Here is a 24,638-nt window from a genome sequence, read left to right on the forward strand (position 1 = left end):
GCGCTCACCGGGCGCTGCGCAGGTCGGTGACGCGGCGCAGTTTTCCGCCCTCGCTGCGGGGCAGGCTGCCGGGCACGCACAGTTCGCATTTCACGCTCACGCCGACCTGCACCTTGATCTGGCGGGTGATCTCGTCGCGCAGCGCGGCGGATTCCGTGTCGGTTTCCACCTGCAGGGTCAGGTCGTCCATCAGGCCGGTGCGGGTGAGGATCACGTGGTAGTGCGGGCTGGCCTGGCCCATACCGACCAGCACGGCTTCAAGCTGCGTCGGGTAGACGTTCACGCCGCGCAGGATGATCAGGTCGTCGCTGCGGCCGCGGATGCCGTCCATGCGGCGCATGGTGCGCCCGGTGGCGTTGTCGCCGGGGATCAGGCGGGTGATGTCGCCGGTCCAGTAACGCAGGATGGGCATGGCGGTGCGGGTCATGCTGCTCAGGACCAGCACGCCCCACTCACCGTCGGGGAGGACGGCACCCGTGTCGGGGTCCACGATCTCGGGGTAGAAGTGGTCCTCCCAGAGGTAGCTGCCCTGCTGCTCGGCAGCGTCCTCGTTGCTGACGCCGGGGCCGATCACCTCGGACAGGCCGTAGATGTTGGTGGCCTTGACGCCGAGGCCAGCCTCGACCTCGCGACGGGTCTTGTCGGTCCAGGGTTCGGCGCCCAGCACGGCGTAGCGGAGGCTGATGTCGTCCGGGGTCATGCCGCGCGCCCGCAGGGCCTCGGCGAGCACCAGGGCGTAGCTGGGCGTGCAGGCGATGATCTCGGGGCTGAGGTCCTCGATGAGCTGCACCTGCCGCTCGGTCCCGCCGCCGGAGACGGGGACGGTGCACAGCCCGAGGCGGCGGCCGCCGCCGTCAGTGCCGAGGCCGCCGGTGAACAGGCCGTAGCCGTAGGCGTTGTGGAAGACCATGCCGGGGCGGCCGCCGGCGGCGTAGAGGCTGCGGGCGACGACCTCGGCGAAGACGTTCATGTCGTTGTCGTCGTAGGCGACGACGGTGGGTTTGCCGCTGGTGCCGCTGCTGGCGTGGATGCGGCGCAGCGCTCCGGCCGGCACGCTGGTGAGGCCCAGGGGGTAGTTGTCACGCAGGTCGGTCTTGCGGGTGAAGGGGAAGCGGCTCAGGTCGCCCAGGGAGCGCAGGTCGTCCGGAGTGACGCCGGCGTCCTGGAATTTGCGGCGGTAGGGGGCGGCGTGCTCGTACTGGCGGTGCACCATGGCCTGCAGCTGCCGGAGTTGCAGGGCGCGCAGTTCGGGAATGGGCATGGCCTCGCGGTCGGGTTGAAACATGCTGGGGCTCCTGGGGAGGGGGGCCGGGAACCGCGGTGGCACAGGGCAGCGTCACGGCGGCCGGCGGGTGAATTGTCGTTGAGCTGATGCTAATGCAGGGAGCCCTGGCTTGGAGCGCGTGGTGCAGATGTTCCAGGAAGGCCGGACGATTAAACTTGACTAAGTCACTCGGTTTACTCAAGATGAGCAGCATGACGTTCCGCTCTGCCCTGCTGCCCCTCACCCTGCTGCTCGCGGCCTCCGCCCAGGCCGTCACGATCAAGCACGACGAGGGCACCGCCACCCTCGGCAGCGTGCCCAAGCGCATCGTCGCGATGGACGAGGAGGCCCTGGGCTGGCTGGCCGCGCTGGGCGTCAGCGACCGCGTGGTCGGCCTGGGCAGCACCTACTTCACGCCCGCCGACCTCAGCGGCGGGAAGCTGAAACCCGACGTGCTCAAACGCGGGTTCTACGGCCGCGTGAAACTGAACAGCCCCGCCTATATCGGCGACTGGACCGCCCCGAACCTCGAGACCATCACCGCCCTGAAACCCGACCTGATCGTGCGCCTCACCTGGGACGGCAACCAGAATTACGACAAGCTCAGCAAGGTGGCCCCCACCGTGGGCTTCAAGGAAGGCGGCCCGGGCTTCTGGCAGGCCGGCCTGCGCGCCCTGGCCAAGGTCTTCGGGAAGCAGGCGGAGGCCGAGCGCGTCATCAAGCAGGTGAACGACACCAACCGCGCCAACGCCGCGAAGCTCCGGCAGGCCGGCGTGTTCACGAAGTACGACAAGGTCGTGGTGGTCGCGCCTTTCGCCGGAGGCAGCACCTGGGTGTACAGCACCGTGCGCCTGATCCCCGACCTGCGGGCCCTGGGCTTCAAGGACGGCCTGAACCTCGGCAAGTCCACCCTGGGCGTCGGGGCGCAGATCAGTGACGAGGCCCTGCTCGGGCTGGACAGGAAGACCCTGGTGGTGCTGTTCCCCCCCGGTGGCAAGTACAACGGCGCCGACGCCTTCCTGAAGACGCCCGCCGGGCAGAAACTCCGGGGCCAGAGCGTGCTGTACGTCCCGGAGGACTTCAGCCCGTACAGCGGCCCGCTGATCAGCCTGCGCAACAGCACCGAGCTCACCCGCCTGATTCTGGAGAAGGTGAAGTGAGGCGCGCCGCCCTGCTGACCGCCGCCCTGTGGGGCGCGGGCGCCTCGGCGCAGAGCGTCACGGTGCCCCACCTGATGGGCCAGACGACCCTGGCCCACGTCCCGAAGCGGATCGTGGTGCTGGAGTTCAGCTTCATGGACGCCCTGGCGAAACTGGGCGTCCGGCCCGTCGGGATCGCCGCCGACGGCGACAAGGCCGACGTGGTCCTGCCGCACCTGAAGAAGTACTACCCGGCTGGGAGCGTCACCCTGGTCGGCAACCGGCACGCGCCCAGCCTGGAGAAGATCCTGGCGCTGAAACCCGACCTGATCATCGCCGACGAGAACGACCACAAGACGCTGTACCCGCAACTGCAGAAGATCGCCCCCACCTTGCTGTTCCGCTCGTACCGCGGCAGCTACCAGGACCAGATCGAGCAGTTCAGCCTGATCAGCCGCCTGGTGCGCAAGGAGGCCCTGGGCCGGACCTTCCTGGCCCGCCACACGGCGCTGCTCAGCCGGGCGCGCGCCACCAGCAGGCCCGCCGCGGGGCGGGTGGTGGTGGGCGTGCTGGCCCCCACCGGGTTCTTCGTGCACAGCGACCAGAGTTACGTGGGCAGCCTGCTGGAGGTGCTGGGCCGCACCAATCCCAGCCTGAACCGCGACGGGCAGACCCAGTACGCCGTGAGCATGGAAGGCCTGCTCGCCCTGAACCCGGACACCCTGATCGTGCTGTACAACCCCGAGGACGAGGCCGTGTACCGCAAGTTCGCCGCCGACCCGGTCGTGAAGCGCCTCCCGGCCGCCCGCGCCAACCGCATCCACACCTTCAACCGGGACGACTGGGCGAAAGGCCGCGGGATCATCGGGCTGGAAGGCATCCTGAACGACATGGTCGCCAGCCGCGTGCTGAGCGGTGAACCCAGCCGGGTACCATGGACCCGATGAGCGCCGCCCCCTCCGCCCCAAGGCAGCCCCGCCGATGACCGCCGCGGCTGCCGGGTCCGCCCGGCTGCCGCTGTGCGCGGACCTGTCCCGCGCGGCGGGCGAGGACCCCATCGGCACCGCGCCGCACTGGCAGGAGGTCACGGTCCTGGAACTCGACGTGCCGATATGGGCGCGGGTGCGGGACGTGGCCGGCTGGACGGCGGAACAGGCGGGCGTCTTCGAGCGCCTGCGCGGCAAGGTGGAGGCCTCCGGCGCGGGCTTCGGCCTGCTGATGAGCGCGCCGGAAACGCCGGGCGCGCCGCTGCGGGTGAGGTATTACGCGCTGGGCGCGGGCGGGTACGCGCGGCGGGACTTCACGTCGGACCGGCCGCAGGACGACTGGGCGCGCGGCCTGACCGACACGCTGCTGGAGCCCGCGAACCTCGATGGCTGGGCGGAGGTCACGCCGCCGGCCGGGCCGGACTGGCACGTGTGCACGCACGGCACGGTGGACGCCGCCTGCGGGAAATACGGCGTGCCGGTGTACCAGGGCCTGCGCGCGGGGAACGTGCGGGCCTGGCGGACTGGGCATTTCGGCGGGCACCGCTTCGCGGCGACGGCGGTGGACCTGCCGGCCGGGCTGCTGTGGGCGCACCTGACCCCGGACCTCGCCCGGCGGGTGGCGCGGCGCGCCGTGGCCCCCGCCGAGGTGCGCGGGCACCTGCGGGGCTACGCGGGCCTGCCGCCGGTGGCGCAGGTCGTGGACCGCGAACTCCTCGTGCGGCGCGGCTGGGCGTGGCTGGACGCGCCGCGCCGCGCGGACGTGCAGGCAGACGACGAGGGCTGGACGGTGGCGCTGCATCACGGGGTCGGCGAGGTGGCCGGGTCGGTTACTGCGCGGGTGACGCCGGCGCCGGGGCTGAAGGTGCCCGGATCGAGCCACAAAACCGAGTGGATGGACGTCAAGCAGTATCACGTGGAATGGTCGTGAACGCGGACGCCCCCCGGCAGCCCCCGGCGCGAAACTTGACTGTCTTGCTCGGTTTATTCAGGATAAGGGGTCGCGTGGCTCCGCCTCGCCCTCACCGCCCATGACCAGCGCCCCCCTCCCCCTGACCCGACCCCGCAGCACGCGGCCCCTGTGGCTCTTCGCGGGGGTCGTCGCCGTCTTCGGGGCGCTGCTCGGCTCCCTCGCCCTGGGCGCCACCGACCTGCCCCTGGACCGCACCCTGGCCGTGCTGCTCCACCCGGACGACACCAACGAGAGCCTGATCGTGCACACCCTGCGCCTCCCCCGCACTCTGGTCGCCCTGCTCGCCGGTGCGGCCCTGGGCGTCTCGGGCCTGATGCTGCAGGGCGTCACCCGCAATCCCCTCGCCGACCCCGGCATCCTGGGCGTCGAGGCGGGCGGGGCGCTCGGCATCCTGCTGATGGTGGTGTTCTTCCCCGCCGCGCCCGGCTGGGCCTTCGTGCCCGCCGCGTTCGCCGGCGGGACCCTGGCCGCCCTGGTGGCGTACTCCGTGGCGCGCAGCGTGGGCATCACGCCCCTGCGCCTGGCGCTCGCCGGCGTGGCCGTCGCCAGCCTGGTCGGCGCGGCCACCCGCTCCGTGCAGATCCTCTTCGAGGACCGTGCCCAGGGCGCCCTGTTCGCGCTGTCCGGCAGCGTCGCCGGGCGCGGCTGGGAACAGGTGGCCCAGCTCGGCCCCTGGCTGACGGCCGGGCTGCTCGCCGCGCTGCTCCTCACGCCCAAACTCAACATCCTCTCCCTCGGCGAGGACGTCGCCCGCAGCCTCGGCAGCCGCACCGAACAGGACTCGGCGGTGATCACCGGGCTGGGCGTGCTGCTGGCCGCCGCGTCCGTGAGCGTGGTCGGCCCGATCGGCTTCGTGGGCCTGGTCGTGCCGCACGCCGCCCGCGCCCTGGTCGGCCCGGACCACCGTTACGCCCTGCCGCTCGCCGCGCTGCTGGGCGCCTCGTTCCTGACCGCAGCCGACATCGTCGCCCGCCTGATCGCCCGCCCCGCCGAGACGCCCGTCGGCATTCTCGTCGCCGCCGCCGGCGCACCGTTCTTCGTGCTGCTGGCCCGCCGGATCGGCCGCTGAGGCCCAAGAGAGGTTCCCCCATGAAGACAACCGCCCTGACCCTGAGCGCCCTGACCCTGCTGACCGCCGCGGCCGCCGTGACCGTCAAGCACGAGCGCGGCACCCTGGACCTCAAGACCCCCGCCAAGCGCGTCGTGGCGCTGGAGTACTCCTTCCTGGACACCCTGCTCGCCCTGGGCGTCAAACCCGTCGGGGCCACCCTGGGCACCCAGGGCGGCGACCGGGGCGCGCCCCCCTACCTGGCCGGGCGCGTGGCCGGCATCACCTCCACCGGCAGCCGCGCGCAGCCCAGCTTCGAGCTGATGGCCGCCAGCAAACCCGACCTGATCCTCGCGGACGCCTTCGTGCACACCGACATCTACCCGCAGCTCTCCCGCGTGGCGCCCACCGCCGCCTTCCAGAGCCGGCGCGGCAGCCTGGACGACCTGAACGCCCAGACGCTCGCCATCGGGCAGCTCGTCGGCCGCGAAGCCGCCGCCCGGCGCCTGCTCGCCGACCAGAAGAGCCTGATTAGCAAGGCCCGGGCCTTCGCCAACCCCAAGGCGCCGGCCTTCGTGGCGGGCGTCGTCACGCCCAAGTCCTTCACCGTGCACACCAACGAGAGCTTCGTCGGCAGTTTCCTGGAGGACCTCGGGCGGAAGAACGCCGTGAAGGTCCGCGGCACCGAAACGCAGTACGAGCTGTCCCTGGAAGGCCTGGTGGCGCTGCAGCCGCAGACGCTGATCCTGTTCACCGCGCCCGACGAGACGCCCATCACCGAAAGCTGGAAGAAAAACCCCCTGTGGCAGAAGCTGCCGGCCGTCGCCCGCGGCCGCGTGTACGAGTTCAACCGCGACAACTGGACCCGCGGCCGCGGTCCGCTCGCGCTGAAACTGATGGTGGCCGAGACGATCAAGAGCCGCCTGCTGCAAGACGCCGCCCCCACCGCCGACTTCAGGTACTGATGCCCCGGCGCCCCGCCCCGCAGGACCCGGCATGACCGGCGCCCCCGCTCCCGGGTTCGCGGCCCGCTACACCACGCCCCGGGCAGTGACCGTGGCGTTGCTGCTCACGGCGCTGACCCTGCTGCTGGGCGTGCTGGCCCTGGGCCTCGGGGCGGTCCGCACGCCCGCCCCGGACGTGCTGCGCGTCCTCACCGGCGGCGGGGACGACCTGACCCGGCAGCTCGTGCTCGAACTCCGCGCGCCGCGCATCCTCACGGCGGTCCTGACCGGGGCCATGTTCGCGGCGTCCGGCGCGATGCTGCAGGGCGTGATCCGCAACCCCCTGGCCTCCCCCGACATCATCGGCGTGGGCGCCGGCGCAGGACTGGCGGCCACCGCGTTCCTGCTCGCCTGGCCGGACGCCCCGCCCGGCGGGCTGCCCTGGGCGGCGCTGGCCGGCGCGTGGGGCGGGTTCGGGCTGGTGCTGCTGCTTTCCCACGAATGGCAGGGCCGGCGCCGCGGCGCGCTGCATCCCGTCCGCCTGGCCCTCGTGGGCGTCGCCGTGGCCGCGGCCCTGGGCGCCGCGCAGCAGCTGATCCTGGTGCGCGCCCCGGACGGCCTGGGCTCCGCCCTGAGCTTCCTGACCGGCAGCGTGTACGGCGCCGACGCCGCCCGCGTCACCCGCGTGCTGCCCTGGGCGCTGATCCTGCTGCCGGCCGGCCTGCTGCTCTCCCGCACCCTGGACGTCCTGAACCTCGGTGAGGACCTCGCCACCAGCCTCGGCACCCGCGTCGGCGCGGCGCGGCTGCTGGCCCTCAGTGTCGCCGTGGCGCTGGCCGGCGCGGCCGTGACCGGCGCCGGCATCCTGGGCTTCGTGGGCCTGCTTGCCCCGCACCTCGCGCGGCTCCTCGTGGGCGGCAAGCACGGCCGGCTGCTGCCGGTCGCCATGCTCCTCGGCGCCCTGCTCGTCCTGGCCGCCGACACCCTCGGTCGCGCCCTGCTGCCCCCGCTGGAAGTCCCCGCCGGGATCTTCACCACCCTGGTCGGCGCGCCCTACTTCCTGTACCTCCTCCGGAACACCCGGTGACCCCGCAAGAAGGCCCCCCATGACCCAACCCCCCTCCCCCCTGTCCACGGAGAACCTGCGCCTCGGGTACGGCCAGCAGGTCATCATTCCCGAACTGAACCTGCGCGTCGCCGGCGGGAAGGTCACCAGCATCATCGGCCCGAACGGCTGCGGCAAAAGCACCCTGCTGCGCGCCCTGGCCCGGCTGCTGCCCCTTCAGGGCGGCGGCATCCAGCTGTACGGGCAGGCGCTGCACGCCCTGCCAGGCCGCGAGGTCGCCCGCCGCCTCGCCATCCTCCCGCAGGGCCCCACCGCGCCCGAAGGCCTCAGCGTGGAGGAGCTCGTGTGGTTCGGCCGGCACCCGCACCAGGGCCGCTTCCCGGTCCGCCGCGAGGAGGACCGCACGGCCGTGCAGTGGGCGCTCGACCAGACCGGCATGCGCATCTTCGCCGGCCGGCCCCTGGACGCCCTCAGCGGCGGGCAGCGGCAGCGCGCCTGGATCGCCATGAGCCTCGCGCAGCAGACCGACATCCTGCTGCTTGACGAACCCACCACCTACCTCGACCTCTCGCACCAGCTCGAAGTGCTGCACCTCGCGCAGCGCCTGAACCGCGAACAGGGCAAGACGGTCGTGATGGTCCTCCACGACCTGAACCAGGCCGTGCGCTACAGCGACGAGATCATCGCCATGAAAGGCGGCGAGGTGTACGCGCAGGGCCCCGCCGGGGACGTCCTCACCCACGACCTGCTCGCCGACGTCTTCGGCCTCAAGGCCCATCTGCTGCCCGACCCGGACACCGGCAAACCCCACGTGATCCCCTACGCCCTGACGCGCTGAGCCTGCCCGTCTCATTGGGTACGTTATGGATGGGCTGCCCAGCGCTCAGCCCGCCTTGCCCACACTCCGGAGCAGTGGCTTAGAGCAGAACAGGAGTAGTGGAGCGCATGTTGGGTATGACCCCTCCCCAGGACGGCATGGGGGTGCCCATACAGCGATACGCTTGCTCCTCTACGGCATCTGGAAAGGTGGAAGCGGCATTGCCGTTGGGCAACACCACCTCGTCGGTTCGCCCGCAATGCGAACCGACGAGGTGGCAGCTTCATGGCCACGCCGCCCAGCGGTAAGGCCAGCATGGCGTTAATCCAACGCACCTGAACTTCTGATGAAACTCAGGGCTGCTTCAGAAAGAGGCGCAGGTGCACGTCCTGACCACGTGCCGAGCAGTCACCTTCATAGCGGCTGTTCGCCAAGAATTGTCCAGCGCAGTTGACGATCGTTGTGCCGTCGGAAGCAATCAGGGTGCCGTCCTTGACGTTCCCAGTGATCTTGCCCTGCAGGCCGATGCCGGCCGCTGACACCGTGCCCTTGAAATCACCAACTCGGGGCGTGTCCACCTGACTCAGCGTCGCCGTCACTTCGTACGAGCCCAGGGCCCAGTGGCTAACGTCGCCGCTCCACTGGCCCGTCACCGACGCGGCGGGCACCATGCTGTCCATCGTCGGCGTGCACGCGGTAAGGGCGAAGAGCGAGAGGAGCGGAAGGCTCAGAAGCCTCCAGCAGCGATTCGGGGTAGTCATGCCGTATCAGTATAAGCGCCCGGGGCTGGCTTCGCTGAAGGGTCTTGCGCACCCTCGCCGTCGCGACGGGCTTGGTCGGAAGTGCGTGCGTTCCCATCTTGCGACACCGCAGCCATCATCCGCCGAGGTAGCTGGCAGTCAATTCGTCATTCCGGGCAAGGTCCTGGGCGGGTCCGCTCATCTTCACGGCGCCGGTTTCGAGGACGTACGCCTCGTCGCTGATCGCGAGGCTGGCCCGCGCGTTCTGCTCGACGAGCAGGACGGTCACGCCGTCACTCCTGAGCTGACGGACGATGTTGAGGATGTCGCGGACGATCAGGGGCGCGAGCCCCAGGCTGGGTTCGTCGAGCAGCAGCAGGGTGGGCCGGGCCATCAGGGCCCGGCCGATGGCGAGCATCTGCTGCTCCCCGCCGGAGAGCGTCCCGGCGAGCTGCGTGCGGCGTTCCAGCAGGCGCGGGAAGCGGCGGTACACGTCGTCCAGGTCCGCCTTCCAGTTGCTGCGGCGGCGGCTGTACGCGCCGAGGGTGAGGTTGTCGGCGACGGTCATGCTGGCGAACAGGTCCCGGCGTTCCGGAACGAGGCAGATGCCGCGGGCCACACGCCCTTCCAGGGAGACGTTCTGGAGGTTCTCGCCGCGGTAGGTCAGGCCGCCCTGGCTGGGCAGCAGGCCCATGATGGAATTCATCAGGGTGGTCTTGCCGGCGCCGTTCGCGCCGATCACGGAGACGATGTGTCCGTCGGGCACGTGCAGGCTCACGCCGGACAGCGCCTCGACGCGGCCGTAGCGGGTGTGCAGGTCGGTGACTTCAAGCAGGGTGGGGGCGGTCATGCGCTGGCCTCCTCGGTCATGTCCACGCCCAGGTACGCCTCGCGGACATCCTGGTTGCCGCGGATCTCGGCGGGGCTCCCCTCGGCGAGTTTCTGCCCGTAGTTCATGACGACCAGGCGGTCGACGAGGTTCATGACAAGGTCCATGTCGTGCTCCACGATCAGGATGGTGACGCCCTCGTCCCGCAGGCGTTTGAGCAGTGCGCTGAGTTCCTGCTTCTCGCCGTAGCGCAGCCCGGCGGCCGGTTCGTCGAGCAGCAGCAGGGTGGGGTCGGCGACCAGGGCGCGGGCGACTTCCAGGATGCGCTGCTGGCCCAGGGCGAGGTTCCCGGCGAGGTCGAAGGCCTGCTCGCCGAGCCCGACGCGCTGCAGCTGCGCCAGGGCCTCGTGCTGCAGGGCGGCCTCCTCCGCGCGCTCGAGGTGCAGCATGCTCTGCAGCATGCCGGCCTTGGCGCGGGCGTACCCGCCCATCATGGTGTTCTCCAGCAGGGTCAGGTCGGGCAGCAGGTGCACGTGCTGGAAGGTGCGCGCCAAGCCCAGGCGGTGAATGCTGCCGGCGTCGGCGCGGCCGATCTCGCGGTCCATGAACTGGATCTGGCCGCTGGTGGCGGGGTTCACGCCGGTGATCAGGTTGAACATGGTGCTTTTCCCGGCGCCGTTCGGGCCGATCAGGCCCAGGATCTCCCCGGCGTGCAGGTCGAAGGACACGTCGTTCACGGCCTTCAGGCCGCCGAACTGCTTCACGGCGTTGCGGACACTCAGGAGCGGCGTGCCGGCCGCCGGCTTGGGCCGCTCGGGCAGGCGCGTGTCCTGCGGGAGGATACGGATGCGGTCCTGGGGGAGCAGACGCTCGATCAGCGGCCACAGGCCCCGGCGCGCGAACTGCAGCGTCAAGATCACGAGGATGCCGAAAACGATCACCTCGAAGTTCCCCTGCGCGTTCAGCAATTTCGGCAGCAGCGTCTGAAGCTGCTCGCGCAGCTGCGTGATCAGGGCCGCGCCGAACAGGCCGCCCAGCACGTAATTGATGCCGCCGACCACGGCCATGAACAGGTAGTTGATGCCCTCGGACACACTGAAGGGAGTGGGGTTCACGAAGCGCTGGGCGTGCGCGTACAGCCAGCCGGCCAGGGACGCGAACAGCGCGGAGATCACGAACACCTCGACCTTCATGCGGAAGTTGTTCACGCCGAACGCCTCGGCCACAACCGGTCCGCCGCGCAGGGCGCGCATGGCGCGGCCCACCCGGCTCTGCAGCAGGAACGCCGTGAGGGTCATCACGACCCCCAGGGCCAGCAAGGTGAGGTACGCGTACTGCCGCGGGGAAGTGAGCGGCGTGCCGAAGAGCGTGATGGGGGGAATGTCGGTGATGCCGGTGAAGCCGCCCAACGCCGGCGTGTTCCCGAAGATGTAGAAGAGGCTCATGCCCCAGGCAATGGTCGCGAGCGGCAGGTAGTGCCCGGACATGCGTAGGGTCACCAGGCCCAGCGTCCAGGCCACGAGGGCCGTGGTAAGCAGCCCGGCCGGCAGGCCCAGCCACGGGCTCAGGCCGTACTTCGTGGTAAGCACCGCCGTGGCGTACGCGCCGACCCCCATGAACGCGGCGTGCCCGAAAGACGTCAGGCCGATCACGCCGGTGAGCAGCACCAGCCCGATCGCGACGATGGCGAAGATCATGATGTTCGTCATGATCGTCACCTGGAACAGCGGCAGGAAGGCCGGCAGCACCAGGGCCAGCAGCAGCAGCGCGCCGCCCAGCAGCACGCGGGGCGTCACCCGCGGCGGGTTGGTGGAGATGGCCTGCTCGGTCACCGGAATCATTCCTCGTCCTCCGGGATGTGCCGGGTGGTCAGGCTGCGCCACAGCAGCACCGGCAGGATCAGCGTGAACACGATCACTTCCTTCCACGCGGACAGGCTGAACGACGCGAAACTCTCGATCAGGCCGACCAGCACCGCGCCCGCCGCCGCCAGGGGGAAGCTCACCAGCCCACCGATGATCGCGCCGATGAAACCCTTCAGGCCAATCAGGAAGCCGCTGTCGTAGGTCATGGCGACCGTCGGCCCGATCAGCATGCCGCTCAGCGCCCCGATCACCGCCGCCAGCAGGAAGGTCAGGGTGCCGGCGGACGTCGGGCTGATGCCCACCAGGCGCGCCCCCACCCGGTTCACGGCTGTGGCGCGCAGGGCCTTGCCGGCCATGGTGCGCTCGAAGAACAGGAACAGCCCCAGCATCAGCAGGCCCGAGGCGAGCATCACCAGCACGTTCTGCCAATTGATGGTCAGGGCCCCGCTGCCCAGCTGCCCCTCCAGGAAGGGCGGCGTACGCGAACCTTCCGGGCCGAAGAACACCAGCGCCAGGCCGGTCATCACCATGTGCAGGGCGACCGACGCGATCAGGAGGACCAGCACCGAGGCGTTCTGCAGCGGCTGGTACACCACGCGGTAGAGCAGCGGCCCCATCGGCACGATGATCAGGAGCGTCAGCAGCGACTGCACCCACAGGGGCAGCTTCATCGGCGCGAGCGCCCCGGCCAGGAACCACACGACCACACCGGCAATGGCGGCGCCGCCCAGAGTGATCAGGGCGTTTCGTCCGCGACCCGCGCGAAGCAGGCTGACCGCCTCCAGCACCGCCGCCAGGGCCAGCAGGGCCAGCAGCAGCCCCACCGTGCCCGGCACCTTCCCGAGCTGAAGGGCGGCGAGGGTCAGGGTGCCGTACACCACGAACTCCCCGATCGGAATGAAGATCACTCGGGTCACCGCGAACACCAGCACGATGGACAGCGCCAGCAGGGCGTAGATCGCGCCGTTGGTCAGGCCGTCGGCGGCAAGGATGGGAAAAATGGCCGGATCAAAGATCTGCACGCGGCCTCCAGAAAAGCGTCGTCATGGGTAACCCCTTGTCACTGAGTTGATTCCTGCGTTGTAGACGACACCCTTTATAGCGCGTTGAGCCCACGCTCACGACTTCCGCGGTGCAGACGGGTGCGCTGGCGGTGGGGGCCCCCCGTTACCAGAAAGCCGCCGCCTTACAAGGAGAGGAACTCCTCCCGGAGCAGGTCCCGTCAAACGCTGCCCCTGACGCATTTGGTGAGCATCAGACGCGGTCCGCTTCCCGGAGATTTGCACCTTATATATAGGGGGTCTCCCGCACAGGCCCTGAATCCCTCGACGGCCACCAGCGGCGCATCAACCCAACACACGTGAACACCGACCAGCGCTGCGCGCAGGTCGGCGTGGAAAGACATGGAACACACACACATCTAAACCTCGAACCCTCCATCCACTTCCCTCACACCCTCAACACCGCAGGTGCCGGCACGCACCAGGGCCCACCATGAACGACCCCCCACCCAACGAAGTTCACGTCATCCACAGCCTCACCGGCTGGCTCACCTGCCTGCACGCCTGCCTGACCGGCGCGCCCCCGCCAGCACAGATCATCCTCAGCCGCGCGGCCATCTCGCTTCTCCGGGAGGACACCGGCGCGCTGCTCCACGACCTCGCCGCGCAGGGCACACCGGTCACCGTCATCGCCGCGGACCTCCCCGGGATGAACGTGCAGGTGCACGACCTGCCTGTCCACGTTCACCTCGCCGCCGACCTTTCCTGCGCTCTGGCCAGTGCCCGCGGGCGCCGCCTCACGCCCCGCCACTGGCTGTAAGCCGAAGCGGGCCCGTCCTCCAATCTCCGCCTCTCCCGGGCAGCCACGCGGCTGCCCGCTTCGCACCTCCCAGGAGTCCCATGACCCACACCGCCCCCCAGAGCCGCCGCAACGAACCCGACCACTACGACGTGCCCGCACACCACGGCAGCTACCCCACCTTCGCGCTGCTCATCGAGCAGGGTGTCGTCGTGCCCCTCCCCCGGCCCGAGGACGAGCGCGCCGACCCCCTCAAGGGCGTCCGCTCCGCCCAGACCTACCGCCTCGCCCCCGGCGTCCTGCCGGTCGTGACCGGGGACCGCCACCTCACCCTGGCCGGGCAGTCCATCCAGGCCGACCTCTACCGTCTGCCCGCCCACGCCTACGCCGCCCTGGTCGAGGCCAGCCCGGACCACCGCGCTCCCCTGTGCCTGGACGTCGCGTTCACCCTCGCCCGCGAGCCCGACGTGAATGTCTGCGACGTCCGCCTCGTCCTCGAGCAAAGCGCCGCGCACGCCCCACGGCACCTTGACGCTCCCCACCTCGTCCCGTCCACCCTGCCGCTCAAGTCCTCCTGGCTGCCGGAAGACACGCTCCTCCACATGACGCCCGGCGGGCACTGGTTCGTCACCCTGACGTTCCGGACGACCTGGCTCACCCGGCCGCTCCCCACGGAACGTGGACGGGTCGCCCTAGACCTCGGCCTCTTCCCGCTGACCACCGCCGTGCACGAGGACGGACGGGTGCAGGTGTTCCACTCCACGCCCCTGACCCTGCCCGACCGCGCTGGCCTTTCCCGCGCCGCCCAGCTCCTGCACGACCAGATCGTGTACGCCAACGGACGCCAGGACGCCGAGCAGGTCACCGGCTACCTGTTCATGCACGCGTCCACCGTGATCGCCGAACAGCTGCGGATCCCGAACATGGATCGCGGGTACGTTCACCGCTCCCGCGACCACGCCCTCCTCGACCACCACCACGCCGCGCTGCCCCAGGCCCTCAACGCCGCGCGCATTCCCCTGTACCGCCTCCCGGCCGGGTACACCAGCACCGAGTGCCCCCACGACACCTGCCGGCACGTCAGCCCGGCCAACCGCCACGGGTCCCGGTTCATCTGCGTGCGCTGCGGCTTCACGACGGACGCGCACGTCGTGGCCGGGATGAACCTGCTGCGCCGCCACGAGCGCACTGCCCGGCGGCACGTCCGCCGCTGACAAGACGCCACCCTCCTCTCTTCTCACCCTCGAGCGGCGGGTTCGATCCCAAGACCCGCCCGCATCCCAACTTCCTGGAGCCACATGACCCAATCACACCGCGTCCTCTTCGGGGCCTTGCCCCTCCCCTCAGAGCTCACCACCCAGCCCATCACGGAGCTTCACATCCCGCGCTCGACCACCGACCTGTTCGCCGGTGAACCCAAGGTTTGGGGGCCCGCCCGGTCCGGGCAGTTCATTGGCCAGCCCCTCCAACAGTGCCTGTCCATCATCCAGATCACCAAGGGCGGCCTCCCGGTCTGGTACCCGCGGCCATTGGTTCGTCCACCAGCGACGAGAGGGAAGCACCCGCAACCAGACTGGGCCGGGCACTGGATCCTGGATGCCCGTGGCCTCGGAGAGCCGACGGCTGCCCTGCTCACGTGGGCCCGAAGGGGGCGACCCGGCAGGCCGGAACAGACCCACCTCATCCTCCTCCACGCGGAGCACACAGAGGCAGGTGCTCACGTTGAGGCCCTCCGCCTGTTCAAAGGACGCCTCGAGCCGCTCACGGTGGTGAGGACCTGACCCGCTGCGAGTGAACGATGGACGCCTGCCCGGGTGTTCGGACGTTGCTGCCTCGGTTGAGTAGCCAGCTCTGGGAAGTCAGCCGGTTCGACACTCAGGACCTGCCGAATCACTTGACCCTCCAGGTCGTTCGTCGGTCCAGCATAAGGAGGGCGAGGGCAGAATCATGATGTCCCGACCGCTGCGGGCGACCGGGGACCCTCAGGTTAAATCAATCGAAGAGTAGGGCCGAGCATGGGGCCCTACGGAAGTGACAGGCCCGGCGGAAGGCTGAACAGCCTCATCTGTTGCTGCACCTGCATCACCCTTCGAGCTTCATGTGCTCCGTCACGCGGTCGCTCCGATACCTCCGAATGGACACACGAACAGACAATTCGACTTGGCCTCGCGAGCCTCAGGCAGTCGCGTGAGCCGGACCGTCCCTGCTCCGCGCCCCCCCTCCTCTCGCAGAAGGCCGCTGGGCTCTCCCCCCGACCCGGCCCTTTCGGACCTCACTGTCCATCCTGCTAAGCCACTGACCTGCCTCACCGGGGACCACGTGACCATCACCCGTCGGGCCGCAAGGGCAGGCCGCGACAGTCTGCGCATCCTCACTCATGAGAGCCAAGGCCATCCTCGTTGTCCCGATCAACCTGAGCGCGCTGCGTCCAACCGGTGACGTACTTCCTCACCCGAGCCTCCCTCACCACAGGATTCACCGCGGAGTTGGTCACCGTGGCGACGACCTTACCCGGAATCCACCCGGTCACCCAAGAGGGTCAACAGGCTTCACTGCTGGTCGATCGGCTTCTCCTCTCGCGAGCTTGAGTACTTTTCTCCTTCAGCCTGGACTGTCGCCAGCCACCTGGTCTCCCCCGGCCCTGGCCTCATTCGTCACGGCTTGCGGGAGGCACGCGGCGCCGACCCAAGGTCACTCACTCGATCCGACCTCGCTCCGAACCTCACGGCCGTAACACGGGCCGCGTAAGCCGACCTGCCATCCCATTGAACGGGCCGGCACTGAAGGGTGTACAGGCGAACACACCAACCGCGCCTCTCCCATTCGGCTCTCAGTCGTCCCGCCAGTACCATCTGACCTTCCGTCCATTTGTCTCCGATGCTGCCTGGTCATGGCACCGGGCTGACGTCTGCATGCCTCGCCACCTGACCGTAGGTCGCCAAAGGGGCACCGCTCCGCCTTTCGAGACCTTTTCCACCAGTCACTCCGCTGCGCCGCAACACCAGGTCGAGTGTGGGCATCTCCAACTCCCACAATGGTGGTCAGGCGTCCGTCGAACGGCTAATGCGGACCCAGGTCAGAGGTCAGGCTTCCAGGTTCGCCGAGAGGGCAATGACGGTTAAAGGCCACGCCGTATCTGGTATTCCCCTCCGGCCGAAGTCGGCAAACTGTTCACCTCCCCACGGCCCGATCTGCACCCATCAGCAACTCAGGAGCTGCACCCTCGCCACTCTGCCGCGATCCCCCCAACCCTTCAATCACGGAAGGACTGGGCCGTGATCGGCGTCGTCGCCCGGTCTCCGCTTACTTTCAAAAGGCAGCCGGCGGCACGCTGGTGCCGGAGTGATCCCCCGGATGACGATCACGGAAATCGACTCGAAGGCGAGGTGCATCGACGGCACAGGGACCATGACGGAGTGGCGCCTCGGCGCTCCGGGCTCTGGTCGCGACCGTCGCCGTCCGGGGATACACATCCCCACACGGGCCCGCTGAACTTGATCGCCTTCCTTCTGGCTGCCCGGACACGCCGACGATCCGAGGGGTGAGCCTGCGGGCGACTGGTCTCCGCTCTCTAAGTTCGTCGCCGGACGGAGGCCAGTTGAGCGGCCGGCACTCTCCTCTTGGCGGCATCACCAGGCTGCCCGGTCGAGGTGTGGCGTGGGATGCTAGACGGACGCTGACCGACGGCTTCCCGGTTGGTTGAGAGGGCAGTCATGATCAAAGGCAGCGGGAAGTCTGGGATCCTCGCCCGGCCTTCGCCATCGCCCTGATCACCTCACCACAGCCCGACCTTCACCCGCCGGCGACCGTGAACTTGCCCCCCTCGCCACCTCGGCGTGGGCTCCCCGACCCTTCAATTGTGGAGGGACCGGCAAGCGATTCGGGGCATCACTTATTCCCGGCCTGGGTCGCGACCAGCCTTCGAACCTTGGTCGGCGGCACTCCGGCGAAGGAGCAATTCACAGAATGACGACCACTGAAGTGAAGCTAAAGGCGAGGTGCGCCGACGAGTCAAGGAGGAACAGTGGTGTGGCTTCGGGGACGACCGGCTTCGGCTGAACTCCTCCAAGTCCGGGGATGCGCGTGACCACACTGGCCCGTTGAATCTGTTTGTCTCTCACCCTGACCGCACGGTCACATAGTCGAATTTGAGGGGCGAGGCGCTGCGCCGATTTCCCCGACCGGCCGTCTCGTGGTTGAGAATTTTGCATCGGCACTTACCCCTCTTCCAGGATTTCCGTTTGTCGATCCGGCGCAAAGGCGCAGAGTCGCGCTAGTCATTTCCAGAAAACGGCACGTGCGCCGGTGCCTGAAAAATGCCCTGTCTCATGCTTTTGGAAAGCACCGCGTTCTGGGAGGCCAGAACAAGGCCAGAGAAATGAGGATTTTACATAAGTCCTACAGTCCTAGCCTGACAGCTCGCCCCCCTGGACGCGTGTTTTTTTTCGTGGTGGTGGTGGGCGCTGGTTTTTTTTGATCTTGGGTTCAGGGTTTTTGCGTGGGTTTTTGTCGGCCTTGTGGGTTTGGGTGTGGTGGGGGCGTGTTGCGGTTTTTGGGGTTGGGATTCGTGGGTGGGCGCGCGGGTGTTTTGGGGTGGCGGGGGCGTTGGCGTTGGTGGGGTTCCGGCGTCCGGCCTGGCGGCACGGTCGCCGCCGGGGCAGGGTGGGTACGGCGTTTGGGGTGGGTGGCGGCCCGGCGTTCCGGGTGGTGTGAGCCTCTGCGTTCCGGGCCTCGGGGCTCTGGCACCTGCTTGCGCGGTGGGGTGGCTGGCATCCCGGGTGGGGGGTGTGCCCTGGTGCTCCTGGCTTCCCGCTCCCGGCCTGGCGGCACAGTCGCGGCCGGGGCAGGTGGGGTGTGCCGTGCCGGGGTTGCCTCCTCCCAGATGTCGACTGGCGAGCCTGGTCGGGGGTGAGGCGGGGTTGCGAGCTTGGCGTTCGCAGGGTGAGTCGGTGGTCCGGCGTCCGGCCTGGCGGCGCGGTCGCCGCCGACACATGGAGGGTGTTGCGTGCTTCTCCCCCGCGAGGTGTTTGGCCTGCACGTGATTCCCAGTCACATCAACCTCTCGCTCGCCGAGGCGCAGATCAGCGGGCAGATCGGGGCCGTGATGGCCCTGCGCGGCGCCCTGCAGGCGGCCCGGGACCGGTACGACGTGGTGCTGATCGACAGCCCGCCCAGCCTGGGGCAGCTGGCGGCGCTGGGCGCCCTCGCGTCGGACCTGATCGTGGTGCCGGTCCTGACGTCACAGAAGGGCGTGGACGCCCTGCCGGGCCTGGAGCGGGCGCTGGGGATGTACCGCAAGCTCCGCCCGGAGCTGCGGGTGGGCCTGTACGTCCCGACCATGTACGACGGCCGCCGCCTGCATGACCGGGAGGTCCTCACGGCCCTGCAGGGCACCCTGCCGGCCCTGACGGAACCGGTGCCGCTGCGGGGCGCGGTGTGGCTGGACAGCACGGCGGCCGGGCAGCCGGTCGGGGTATACGCGCCGGGCTCCCCTCAGCACCAGGACGTGCAGGCCTTGACGCGGTCCGTGGCGGCCCTGATCGGGAGCGGCGCGTGACCCGGCGCCAGAAACGCCCGGAGCGGGACCTCACGCAGCTCCTGGGTCGCTCCGCGGAGCTCGTGAAGGACGCCCCAGCGGGTGTGCAGACGCTGCCGGTCGGGAGCCTGCGGCCGTGGGCGCAGCAGCCGCGGCGGGCGTTCGCGCAGCAGGGCCTCGACGACCTGGCCGCCAGCCTCCGGGCGCAGGGCGTGCTGCAGCCGCTGCTGGTCCGCCCGGTGGACGGCGGGCACGAGATCGTCGCTGGCGAGCGCCGCTGGCGGGCCGCGCAGCTGGCCGGGCTGACCGACGTGCCCGTGCACGTGCGCGAACTGACCGACGAGCAGGCGATGATCGCCGCCCTGACGGAGAACCTGCAGCGCGAGGACCTGAACCTGTACGAGGAGGTCTCCGGCACCGTGCACCTGCTGGCGCTGGCCCTGGGCGCGGACTTCGACGCCACCCGGCAGCGCCTGTACGCCGCGGCGCGCGAGGGCGGGGCGGACGTCGAGGTGATCGAGACCGTGTTCGCCCGGGCCGGCCTGGGCAACTGGCGGAGCTTCACCAGCAACAAGCTCCGGATCCTGAACTGGCCGGCGGTGGTCCTGCAGGCCATGCAGGAGGACGCCCTGCCGTACACCCTGGCCGGGGTGGTCGCCGGCGCGCGCCCCGAGCACCAGGCGGAGCTGCTGACCCTGGCCAGGGAGGGGGCAAGCATCCGGGACCTCAAGGCCCGCCTCGCGGCGCTGGAAGACAAGCCGAGCCGCCTGCTGGTGGATGAGGCGCGCGCGGCCCGGATCGGCCGGAAGGTGGGGAGCGTGAAGTGGCTGCGCACCCTGAACGACCAGGAGCAGCGGGAACTGAACAAGTGGCTCGCGCGCATGCCCGACGCGGTGAAAAAGGCCCTCGGGGAGAGTTGAGAGGCATCCGGTGGCCCGTTCCTGGTGGGGGCTCTCAACTTCACCCTGGGTAGGGCAGCGTGGCTTCGTCCGTGCCGGCAGGCCAGGAGCAAACGAGTGGATGAGGTTGGCGCTGACGGCCCCCCGGAAGCCCTGGAAGGGGCCGTCCGTCACGCGAAAGGAGTTGGATGGTGTGGCCGCAACAGCGCGCTGAAGCGCGGTTGCCGGAGCTTGATCCGCCGGGTGGCTTGGGTGCAGAGCAGGGCCGTGGGGAAAGTCGTGCGTGCCGGTAGGGGTGTTAGAGGGTGACCACATTCCCGCTGGCGCGCAGCACACCGCGAGTGTCCAGAATGAGAGGGATGTGGCGCTGGACGCTCTCCCAGTCGAAGGCGGCATGGGGAGTTAGGATAATGGCGACGTCAGCCCAGGCGTAGCTTTCGGCGCTGAGTTCGGTGCGTGTGGCGTGGAGGTCATGTCCGTGCGCTTGGGGCAGTTGGGGCACGTAGGGATCAGCGTACTGGACCTGGGCGCCGAAGCGCTCGAGTTCCGCGATGACGTCCAGGGCCGGGCTTTCGCGGGCGTCATCCACGTCGGGCTTGTATGCCACGCCGAGGGCGAGGACGCGGGTGCCGCGAATGGATTTGTGCCGGTCGTTCAGCAGTTGCATGAGGCGACCCACGACGTACCGGGGCATTTGACTGTTGACCTGGTCGGCCAGCTCAATGAACCGTGTGGAGAAGCCTTGTTTCCGGGCGCGCCATGCGAGGTAATGCGGGTCGAGGGGGATGCAGTGCCCGCCGATGCCGGGGCCGGGGTAAAACGGCATGAAGCCGAAGGGCTTCGTGGAGGCGGCATCGATGACTTCCCAGACGTTGATGCCCAGGGATGTGCAGATCATGGCGAGTTCGTTGACGTAGCCGATGTTCACGGCGCGGAAGGTGTTCTCGTGGAGCTTGGCCATCTCGGCGACGCGGGCGCTGCTGACGGGGAAGACGCGTTCCAGGAACGTTTCGTACAGTTGCTGGGCGAGCGCGGTGCCGTGCGGGCCGGTGCCGCCGACGATTTTGGGGATGTTGCCGGTGTTGAAGGTGCGGTTGCCGGGATCGACGCGTTCGGGGCTGAAGGCGACGTAGAGGTCATGTTCGCCTTTGAGGCCGCTCTTTTCGAGGAGGGGCAGGAGGAATTCGTCGGTCGTGCCGGGGTAGGTGGTGCTTTCTAGGATGACGAGGGTGCCGGGGCGCAGGTGGTCCGCGACGTGCAGGGCGGCGGTGTGGATGTATCCCATCTCTGGTTGTTTGCTGGCGTCCAGGGGTGTAGGAACGCAGATGATGAACACGTCGTGGCCTTGGAGTGCGGCAGGTGAGGCGGTGGCCCTGAGCTTTTCGCCCAGCACCAGCGCGTTCACCTGGTCGTCTGGGACGTCCTGGACGGGGCTGCGTCCGCTGTTGATGAGGGAAACTTTCTGTTCCTGAGGGTCGAACCCGGTCACGCTGAAGCCGGCGCGGGCGAGGTGGACGGCCAGGGGCAGGCCGACGTAGCCCAGGCCGAGCACTGCGATCCGGGCGCTCCGGTCCTGCAGTTTCTGGGCCAGGTGCGGGGCGTGGGGGCTGGGGGGATGGGCCGGGTGGCCCCCGGTGGGGATCTGTGCAGACATGGTTCTCCTTCAAGGTGATGGGGTGGGTCGCGGCGCGTTCGGTGCTCGGCTGGCGACGCGTTCGGGTGGTAAGGGTGCCCGTTGAGTCGGGACCTACCGAGGCGGCACTTCAGCAGATCAGGGCGGATTAAGTGCGTCCACTATATGAGCAATCGATTTTTCAAGTGGGCAAAATCGCACGAACTGACCTTCCAATCCGTCAGGTGCGGCAGGTGCGTCCCGAGTCAGGCGTCTCGTCATTTGTGCGTCGCAAGCCCCTGAACTTCACTTAGGATGAGTGCCTAATGCTTTTCAGCTTGTCATTTCCCTTAGGCTCCGATGGCTAGAACTATCACCACATCCCCTGCAGAACGGCCCAGGGTTCTGGTTCTGACGGGGTCGTACCTTCCAGGCGTCCGCGCGGGCGGTCCTGTGCGGAGCATGCAGAACCTTTTGACTCAACTCGGGCATGAGGTTCAATTCGATCTCGTGACCCTCGACCGGGACCTGGGAGATGCGACGCCTTACCCGAACATCGAGCACCGGGCCTGGAATCAGGTGGGTGGTCAGCGCGTCCGGTACGTTCCTCCGGGTCTGCGTGGGCTGCTTGAACGCTGGCGGATTCTGCGGGAAACGCCGTATGACCTGTTGTACCTGCATTCCTTTTTCCATGTGAGCAACACGACTTGGTCGCTCGCGCTGCGCGCCGCGGGGCTGATTGCCCGTCGTCCTGTCCTTCTCGCGCCCCGCGGTGAATTCTCCCCGGGTGCCCTGGGCCTCAACGCTGGGAAAAAACGCCTGTTCCTTCAGCTCATTCAGGCCACCGGGCTGATGAAGGATGTGACGTTCCAGGCCACGAGTGCCACGGAGCAAGACGACATCCGGCGCATGTTTCCACGGGCGGCCGTCGTGTACGCCCCGAACCTCATCGCCCCGCCGGAGGATCTCTTTCGCCCGCCGCGCGCGCCTGGGCCGCTCAGGATCGCGTTCGTGGGCCGCGTCAACCGCATGAAGAACCTGGACTACGCCCTGCGGGTGCTTCAGGGGGTTCAGACTCCGGTGCACCTGAAACTGGTGGGTTCGCGGGAGGACGAGGCGTACTGGGCGGAGTGTGAGGCGCTCCTCGCCACCCTGCCGGACACAGTTCAGGTGGAAGTAGTCGGTCATGTTCCGCCAGAAGACGTGCGAGACATCTTCCTGTGGAGTGATGTGCTGCTGCTGCCCACGCTCGGGGAGAACTTCGGGCACGTGATCGCCGAGGCGCTGCTGGCCGGGAGCATTCCCGTGATCAGTGACCGCACGCCCTGGCAGGACCTGGAGGCGCGTGGATCGGGCTTCACGATTCCACTGGACCAGCCGGAGCGCTTCACGGCGGTGCTCGGCGACCTGGGGACTTCACCGGCCCTGCTGGAGCGCACGGCGCTGGGCGCCGCCGCTTACGGGCGGGAACTGGCGGTGGACCGGCAGGGCCTGGAGCAGAACCGGGCGTTGTTCAAGGTGTCGTAGGCGCGGCCGGGGTCCGGCGGACCGTCCAGGCGGTGGACGCCGCGACGCCGAGGCGCGCCCCACTGTTGGGGAAGATCAGCAGTTCCAGCCGCTGTTGATCGACGGGCAGCAGGCGCAGCTTCCTCGCATCGATGGTGATGGGTTCCCCCGCCGAGGTGACCGGGCGCGTCTGGACGGCGCGGCAACTGACCGTGCAGGTGTTCAGCGTAACCAGGTACGGCCCGGGGGGCAGGGTGAGACTGGCGAAGATCGTGTAATCCTCTGTCTGCGCGGTTGTTCCGGGGGCGTACAGGACATTGAGTGCTGGTGGAGCGCTCAGGTGGGGTGGCCGCAGGGCCAGCAGGGGCGGGGCGCTCAGCGCGGCGAGCAGGAATGCACCCGTCAGGCCCACGTGCAGTCCAGCGGACCGGAGGCGGAGGCTCGGGAGTTGCGTTCCGGCCAGCACCCAGAAGAGTTCGCCCGTAAACACCCCCGGCACGAGCAGGGTGTTGTCGTTGAGGTTCGTGACCAGCAGACCCCCGAGGGTGGCAAGCGCGAACGGCTGCCTTCCCCGCCACGCGGCGACGGTAACGGCGCCCAGCAGGAGGAACAGGCCAGCCGTGCCGACCGGGCCGCTTTCACTCCACTGCTGCAGGGCGGCGTTGTGCGCGATCAGCCAGGGTTGGCCGAGGTCGTCGAACCACGCGGGGCAGCCCAGTTCCTCCCTGGCGTCCGCGAACGTCTGGCACGACTGGGGGGAAGCGAGGCGGGTGCCGAGCCGGTACGGGCCCACCCCGCTGAACGGTTCGCTGGCGATGACGGTGCGGACGTTGTGCCAGATGACCTGCCGTCCCGCGAGGCTCAGGTCGGCCAGGCGACTGACGGCCGCGAAGTCGCTCCGGGCACCGTACCAGGCGAGGCCGGCGAAGGCGAGCAGCGTGAGCACCAGGGCCGGTGTGGGCACGCGCCACCGTCCGCGGGCCAGGGCACCGACCGTCAGGCCTACCAGGGCCGCGAGCAGGGCCCCGCGACTTCCGCTGAGCAGCAGCGTTCCCCCCGCCAGGAAGGCCGTCAGGAGCCGCGCCGGCCACCTCACTTCGTGGAACGCGCTCCACCAGAGGCCCACCGCCCCCAGAACGCCGAGGGTCGTCGTTGTCATGTACGGGTGGTGAAGGCGCGCCGTGAGGAAATCCCGGCCCTCGAGCAGACTGAGGATCAGGGCGCTCAGGTACACGGCGTTCAGCCCCAGCGCCAGAAGCGGGAAGGGGACGCTGCCGGGCCGGTCGGCGAGGAGCGCGCCGACGCAGATCAGTCCGGCCGTGAGTGCCGTGCGCAGCGTGGCAAGGCCCACCGCCAGCAGGGGTTCAGGCGCGAGGAGGGCCGGCAGGAGTTGCGTCATGGCGTACAGGCCCAGCAGCGCGCGAACCGGGCGTGGCAAAGACGTGAACGACCGCAGCGCCATCAGGCTCAGGGGCGACAGAACGTACAGGGGGGGCAGCCACGCGAGCCACAGGGACCAGAGCCGCTCTTGCCGTTCCACCGCTTCACTGTGGCATGAAGTGAGGTCCAGGCGCAGCGAAAGCGTGACATCACACGCCATTAAGACAAGGTGAC

19 protein-coding genes are annotated in these 24,638 nt (G+C 69.1%); 12 read left to right on the forward strand and 7 right to left on the reverse strand.

The genetic code is table 11. The annotated features are described in order from the left end of the window. Positions 1-4: 4 nt before the first annotated feature. Positions 5-1,285 carry a phenylacetate--CoA ligase PaaK gene (paaK, locus tag DFI_RS17150; RefSeq protein WP_027462379.1) on the reverse strand — a complete coding sequence of 427 codons (1,281 nt, stop codon included), beginning with the start codon at positions 1,283-1,285 and terminating at the stop codon, positions 5-7. A gap of 191 nt (positions 1,286-1,476) precedes the next feature. Between paaK and DFI_RS17155 the strand changes: the two genes are divergently transcribed. The 7 genes from DFI_RS17155 to DFI_RS17185 all read left to right on the forward strand — a co-directional run bounded on the left by DFI_RS17155 (position 1,477) and on the right by DFI_RS17185 (position 8,258). Further along, positions 1,477-2,424 (forward strand): iron-siderophore ABC transporter substrate-binding protein, encoded by a 948-nt coding sequence (locus tag DFI_RS17155; protein WP_027462380.1) that lies wholly within the window; start codon positions 1,477-1,479, stop codon positions 2,422-2,424. Then, on the forward strand, positions 2,421-3,350 hold the full coding sequence (locus DFI_RS17160; RefSeq protein ID WP_027462381.1) for an ABC transporter substrate-binding protein: 930 nt from the start codon (positions 2,421-2,423) through the stop codon (positions 3,348-3,350). The genes DFI_RS17155 and DFI_RS17160 overlap by 4 nt, the downstream gene beginning before the upstream one ends. Before the next feature lie 34 nt (positions 3,351-3,384). Continuing rightward, positions 3,385-4,320 carry a sucrase ferredoxin gene (locus DFI_RS17165; RefSeq protein ID WP_027462382.1) on the forward strand — a complete coding sequence of 312 codons (936 nt, stop codon included), beginning with the start codon at positions 3,385-3,387 and terminating at the stop codon, positions 4,318-4,320. A 100-nt stretch (positions 4,321-4,420) separates the two neighbouring features. Continuing rightward, positions 4,421-5,431: a FecCD family ABC transporter permease gene (locus DFI_RS17170; protein ID WP_051307571.1), complete on the forward strand. Its 1,011-nt coding sequence runs from the start codon at positions 4,421-4,423 to the stop codon at positions 5,429-5,431. Positions 5,432-5,451: 20 nt separating this feature from the next. Further along, a complete protein-coding gene (locus tag DFI_RS17175; protein ID WP_027462384.1) occupies positions 5,452-6,375 on the forward strand; it encodes an ABC transporter substrate-binding protein in 924 nt (307 codons plus the stop codon). A 31-nt stretch (positions 6,376-6,406) separates the two neighbouring features. Then, positions 6,407-7,441 (forward strand): FecCD family ABC transporter permease, encoded by a 1,035-nt coding sequence (locus DFI_RS17180; RefSeq protein ID WP_027462385.1) that lies wholly within the window; start codon positions 6,407-6,409, stop codon positions 7,439-7,441. A gap of 19 nt (positions 7,442-7,460) precedes the next feature. Continuing rightward, positions 7,461-8,258 carry an ABC transporter ATP-binding protein gene (locus DFI_RS17185; RefSeq protein ID WP_022802988.1) on the forward strand — a complete coding sequence of 266 codons (798 nt, stop codon included), beginning with the start codon at positions 7,461-7,463 and terminating at the stop codon, positions 8,256-8,258. A 332-nt stretch (positions 8,259-8,590) separates the two neighbouring features. Here DFI_RS17185 and DFI_RS17190 read toward each other — a convergent pair whose 3' ends face one another. The 4 genes from DFI_RS17190 to DFI_RS17205 all read right to left on the reverse strand — a co-directional run bounded on the left by DFI_RS17190 (position 8,591) and on the right by DFI_RS17205 (position 12,693). Next, entirely contained in the window at positions 8,591-8,998 is a 408-nt protein-coding gene (locus DFI_RS17190) for a hypothetical protein (RefSeq protein ID WP_027462386.1), read from the reverse strand. Between the two features lie 115 nt (positions 8,999-9,113). After that, complete coding sequence (locus DFI_RS17195) at positions 9,114-9,827, reverse strand: ABC transporter ATP-binding protein (RefSeq protein ID WP_027462387.1); 714 nt, start codon at positions 9,825-9,827, stop codon at positions 9,114-9,116. Beyond that, positions 9,824-11,647 (reverse strand): branched-chain amino acid ABC transporter ATP-binding protein/permease, encoded by a 1,824-nt coding sequence (locus DFI_RS17200; RefSeq protein ID WP_051307572.1) that lies wholly within the window; start codon positions 11,645-11,647, stop codon positions 9,824-9,826. The genes DFI_RS17195 and DFI_RS17200 overlap by 4 nt, the downstream gene beginning before the upstream one ends. Continuing rightward, a complete protein-coding gene (locus tag DFI_RS17205) occupies positions 11,644-12,693 on the reverse strand; it encodes a branched-chain amino acid ABC transporter permease (protein ID WP_027462389.1) in 1,050 nt (349 codons plus the stop codon). The genes DFI_RS17200 and DFI_RS17205 overlap by 4 nt, the downstream gene beginning before the upstream one ends. Before the next feature lie 472 nt (positions 12,694-13,165). Here DFI_RS17205 and DFI_RS17210 point away from each other — a divergent pair, with 472 nt between their 5' ends. From DFI_RS17210 to DFI_RS17230, 4 genes are all read left to right on the forward strand, one after another. Next, complete coding sequence (locus tag DFI_RS17210; protein ID WP_027462390.1) at positions 13,166-13,492, forward strand: hypothetical protein; 327 nt, start codon at positions 13,166-13,168, stop codon at positions 13,490-13,492. Positions 13,493-13,572: 80 nt separating this feature from the next. Beyond that, entirely contained in the window at positions 13,573-14,685 is a 1,113-nt protein-coding gene (locus DFI_RS17215; RefSeq protein WP_027462391.1) for a zinc ribbon domain-containing protein, read from the forward strand. A gap of 3,791 nt (positions 14,686-18,476) precedes the next feature. Next, positions 18,477-19,028, forward strand: coding sequence for a ParA family protein (locus tag DFI_RS17225; protein ID WP_338030656.1), 552 nt, complete (start codon positions 18,477-18,479; stop codon positions 19,026-19,028). Next, positions 19,025-19,927: a ParB/RepB/Spo0J family partition protein gene (locus tag DFI_RS17230; protein WP_027462393.1), complete on the forward strand. Its 903-nt coding sequence runs from the start codon at positions 19,025-19,027 to the stop codon at positions 19,925-19,927. Before DFI_RS17225 ends, DFI_RS17230 begins: the two co-directional genes overlap by 4 nt. Before the next feature lie 277 nt (positions 19,928-20,204). Here DFI_RS17230 and DFI_RS17235 read toward each other — a convergent pair whose 3' ends face one another. Next, on the reverse strand, positions 20,205-21,560 hold the full coding sequence (locus DFI_RS17235; RefSeq protein ID WP_081425762.1) for a nucleotide sugar dehydrogenase: 1,356 nt from the start codon (positions 21,558-21,560) through the stop codon (positions 20,205-20,207). 420 nt (positions 21,561-21,980) lie between these two features. Here DFI_RS17235 and DFI_RS17240 point away from each other — a divergent pair, with 420 nt between their 5' ends. Beyond that, entirely contained in the window at positions 21,981-23,045 is a 1,065-nt protein-coding gene (locus DFI_RS17240; RefSeq protein ID WP_162145406.1) for a glycosyltransferase family 4 protein, read from the forward strand. On the opposite strand, the gene DFI_RS17245 is transcribed toward DFI_RS17240, so the two are convergent. After that, complete coding sequence (locus DFI_RS17245; protein WP_027462394.1) at positions 23,032-24,564, reverse strand: O-antigen ligase family protein; 1,533 nt, start codon at positions 24,562-24,564, stop codon at positions 23,032-23,034. The two genes, DFI_RS17240 and DFI_RS17245, sit on opposite strands and share 14 nt — an antisense overlap. Positions 24,565-24,638: the final 74 nt, after the last annotated feature.

The sequence above is a fragment of the Deinococcus ficus genome (genome assembly GCF_003444775.1).
In the GTDB taxonomy this organism is placed as follows: Bacteria; Deinococcota; Deinococci; order Deinococcales; family Deinococcaceae; genus Deinococcus; species Deinococcus ficus.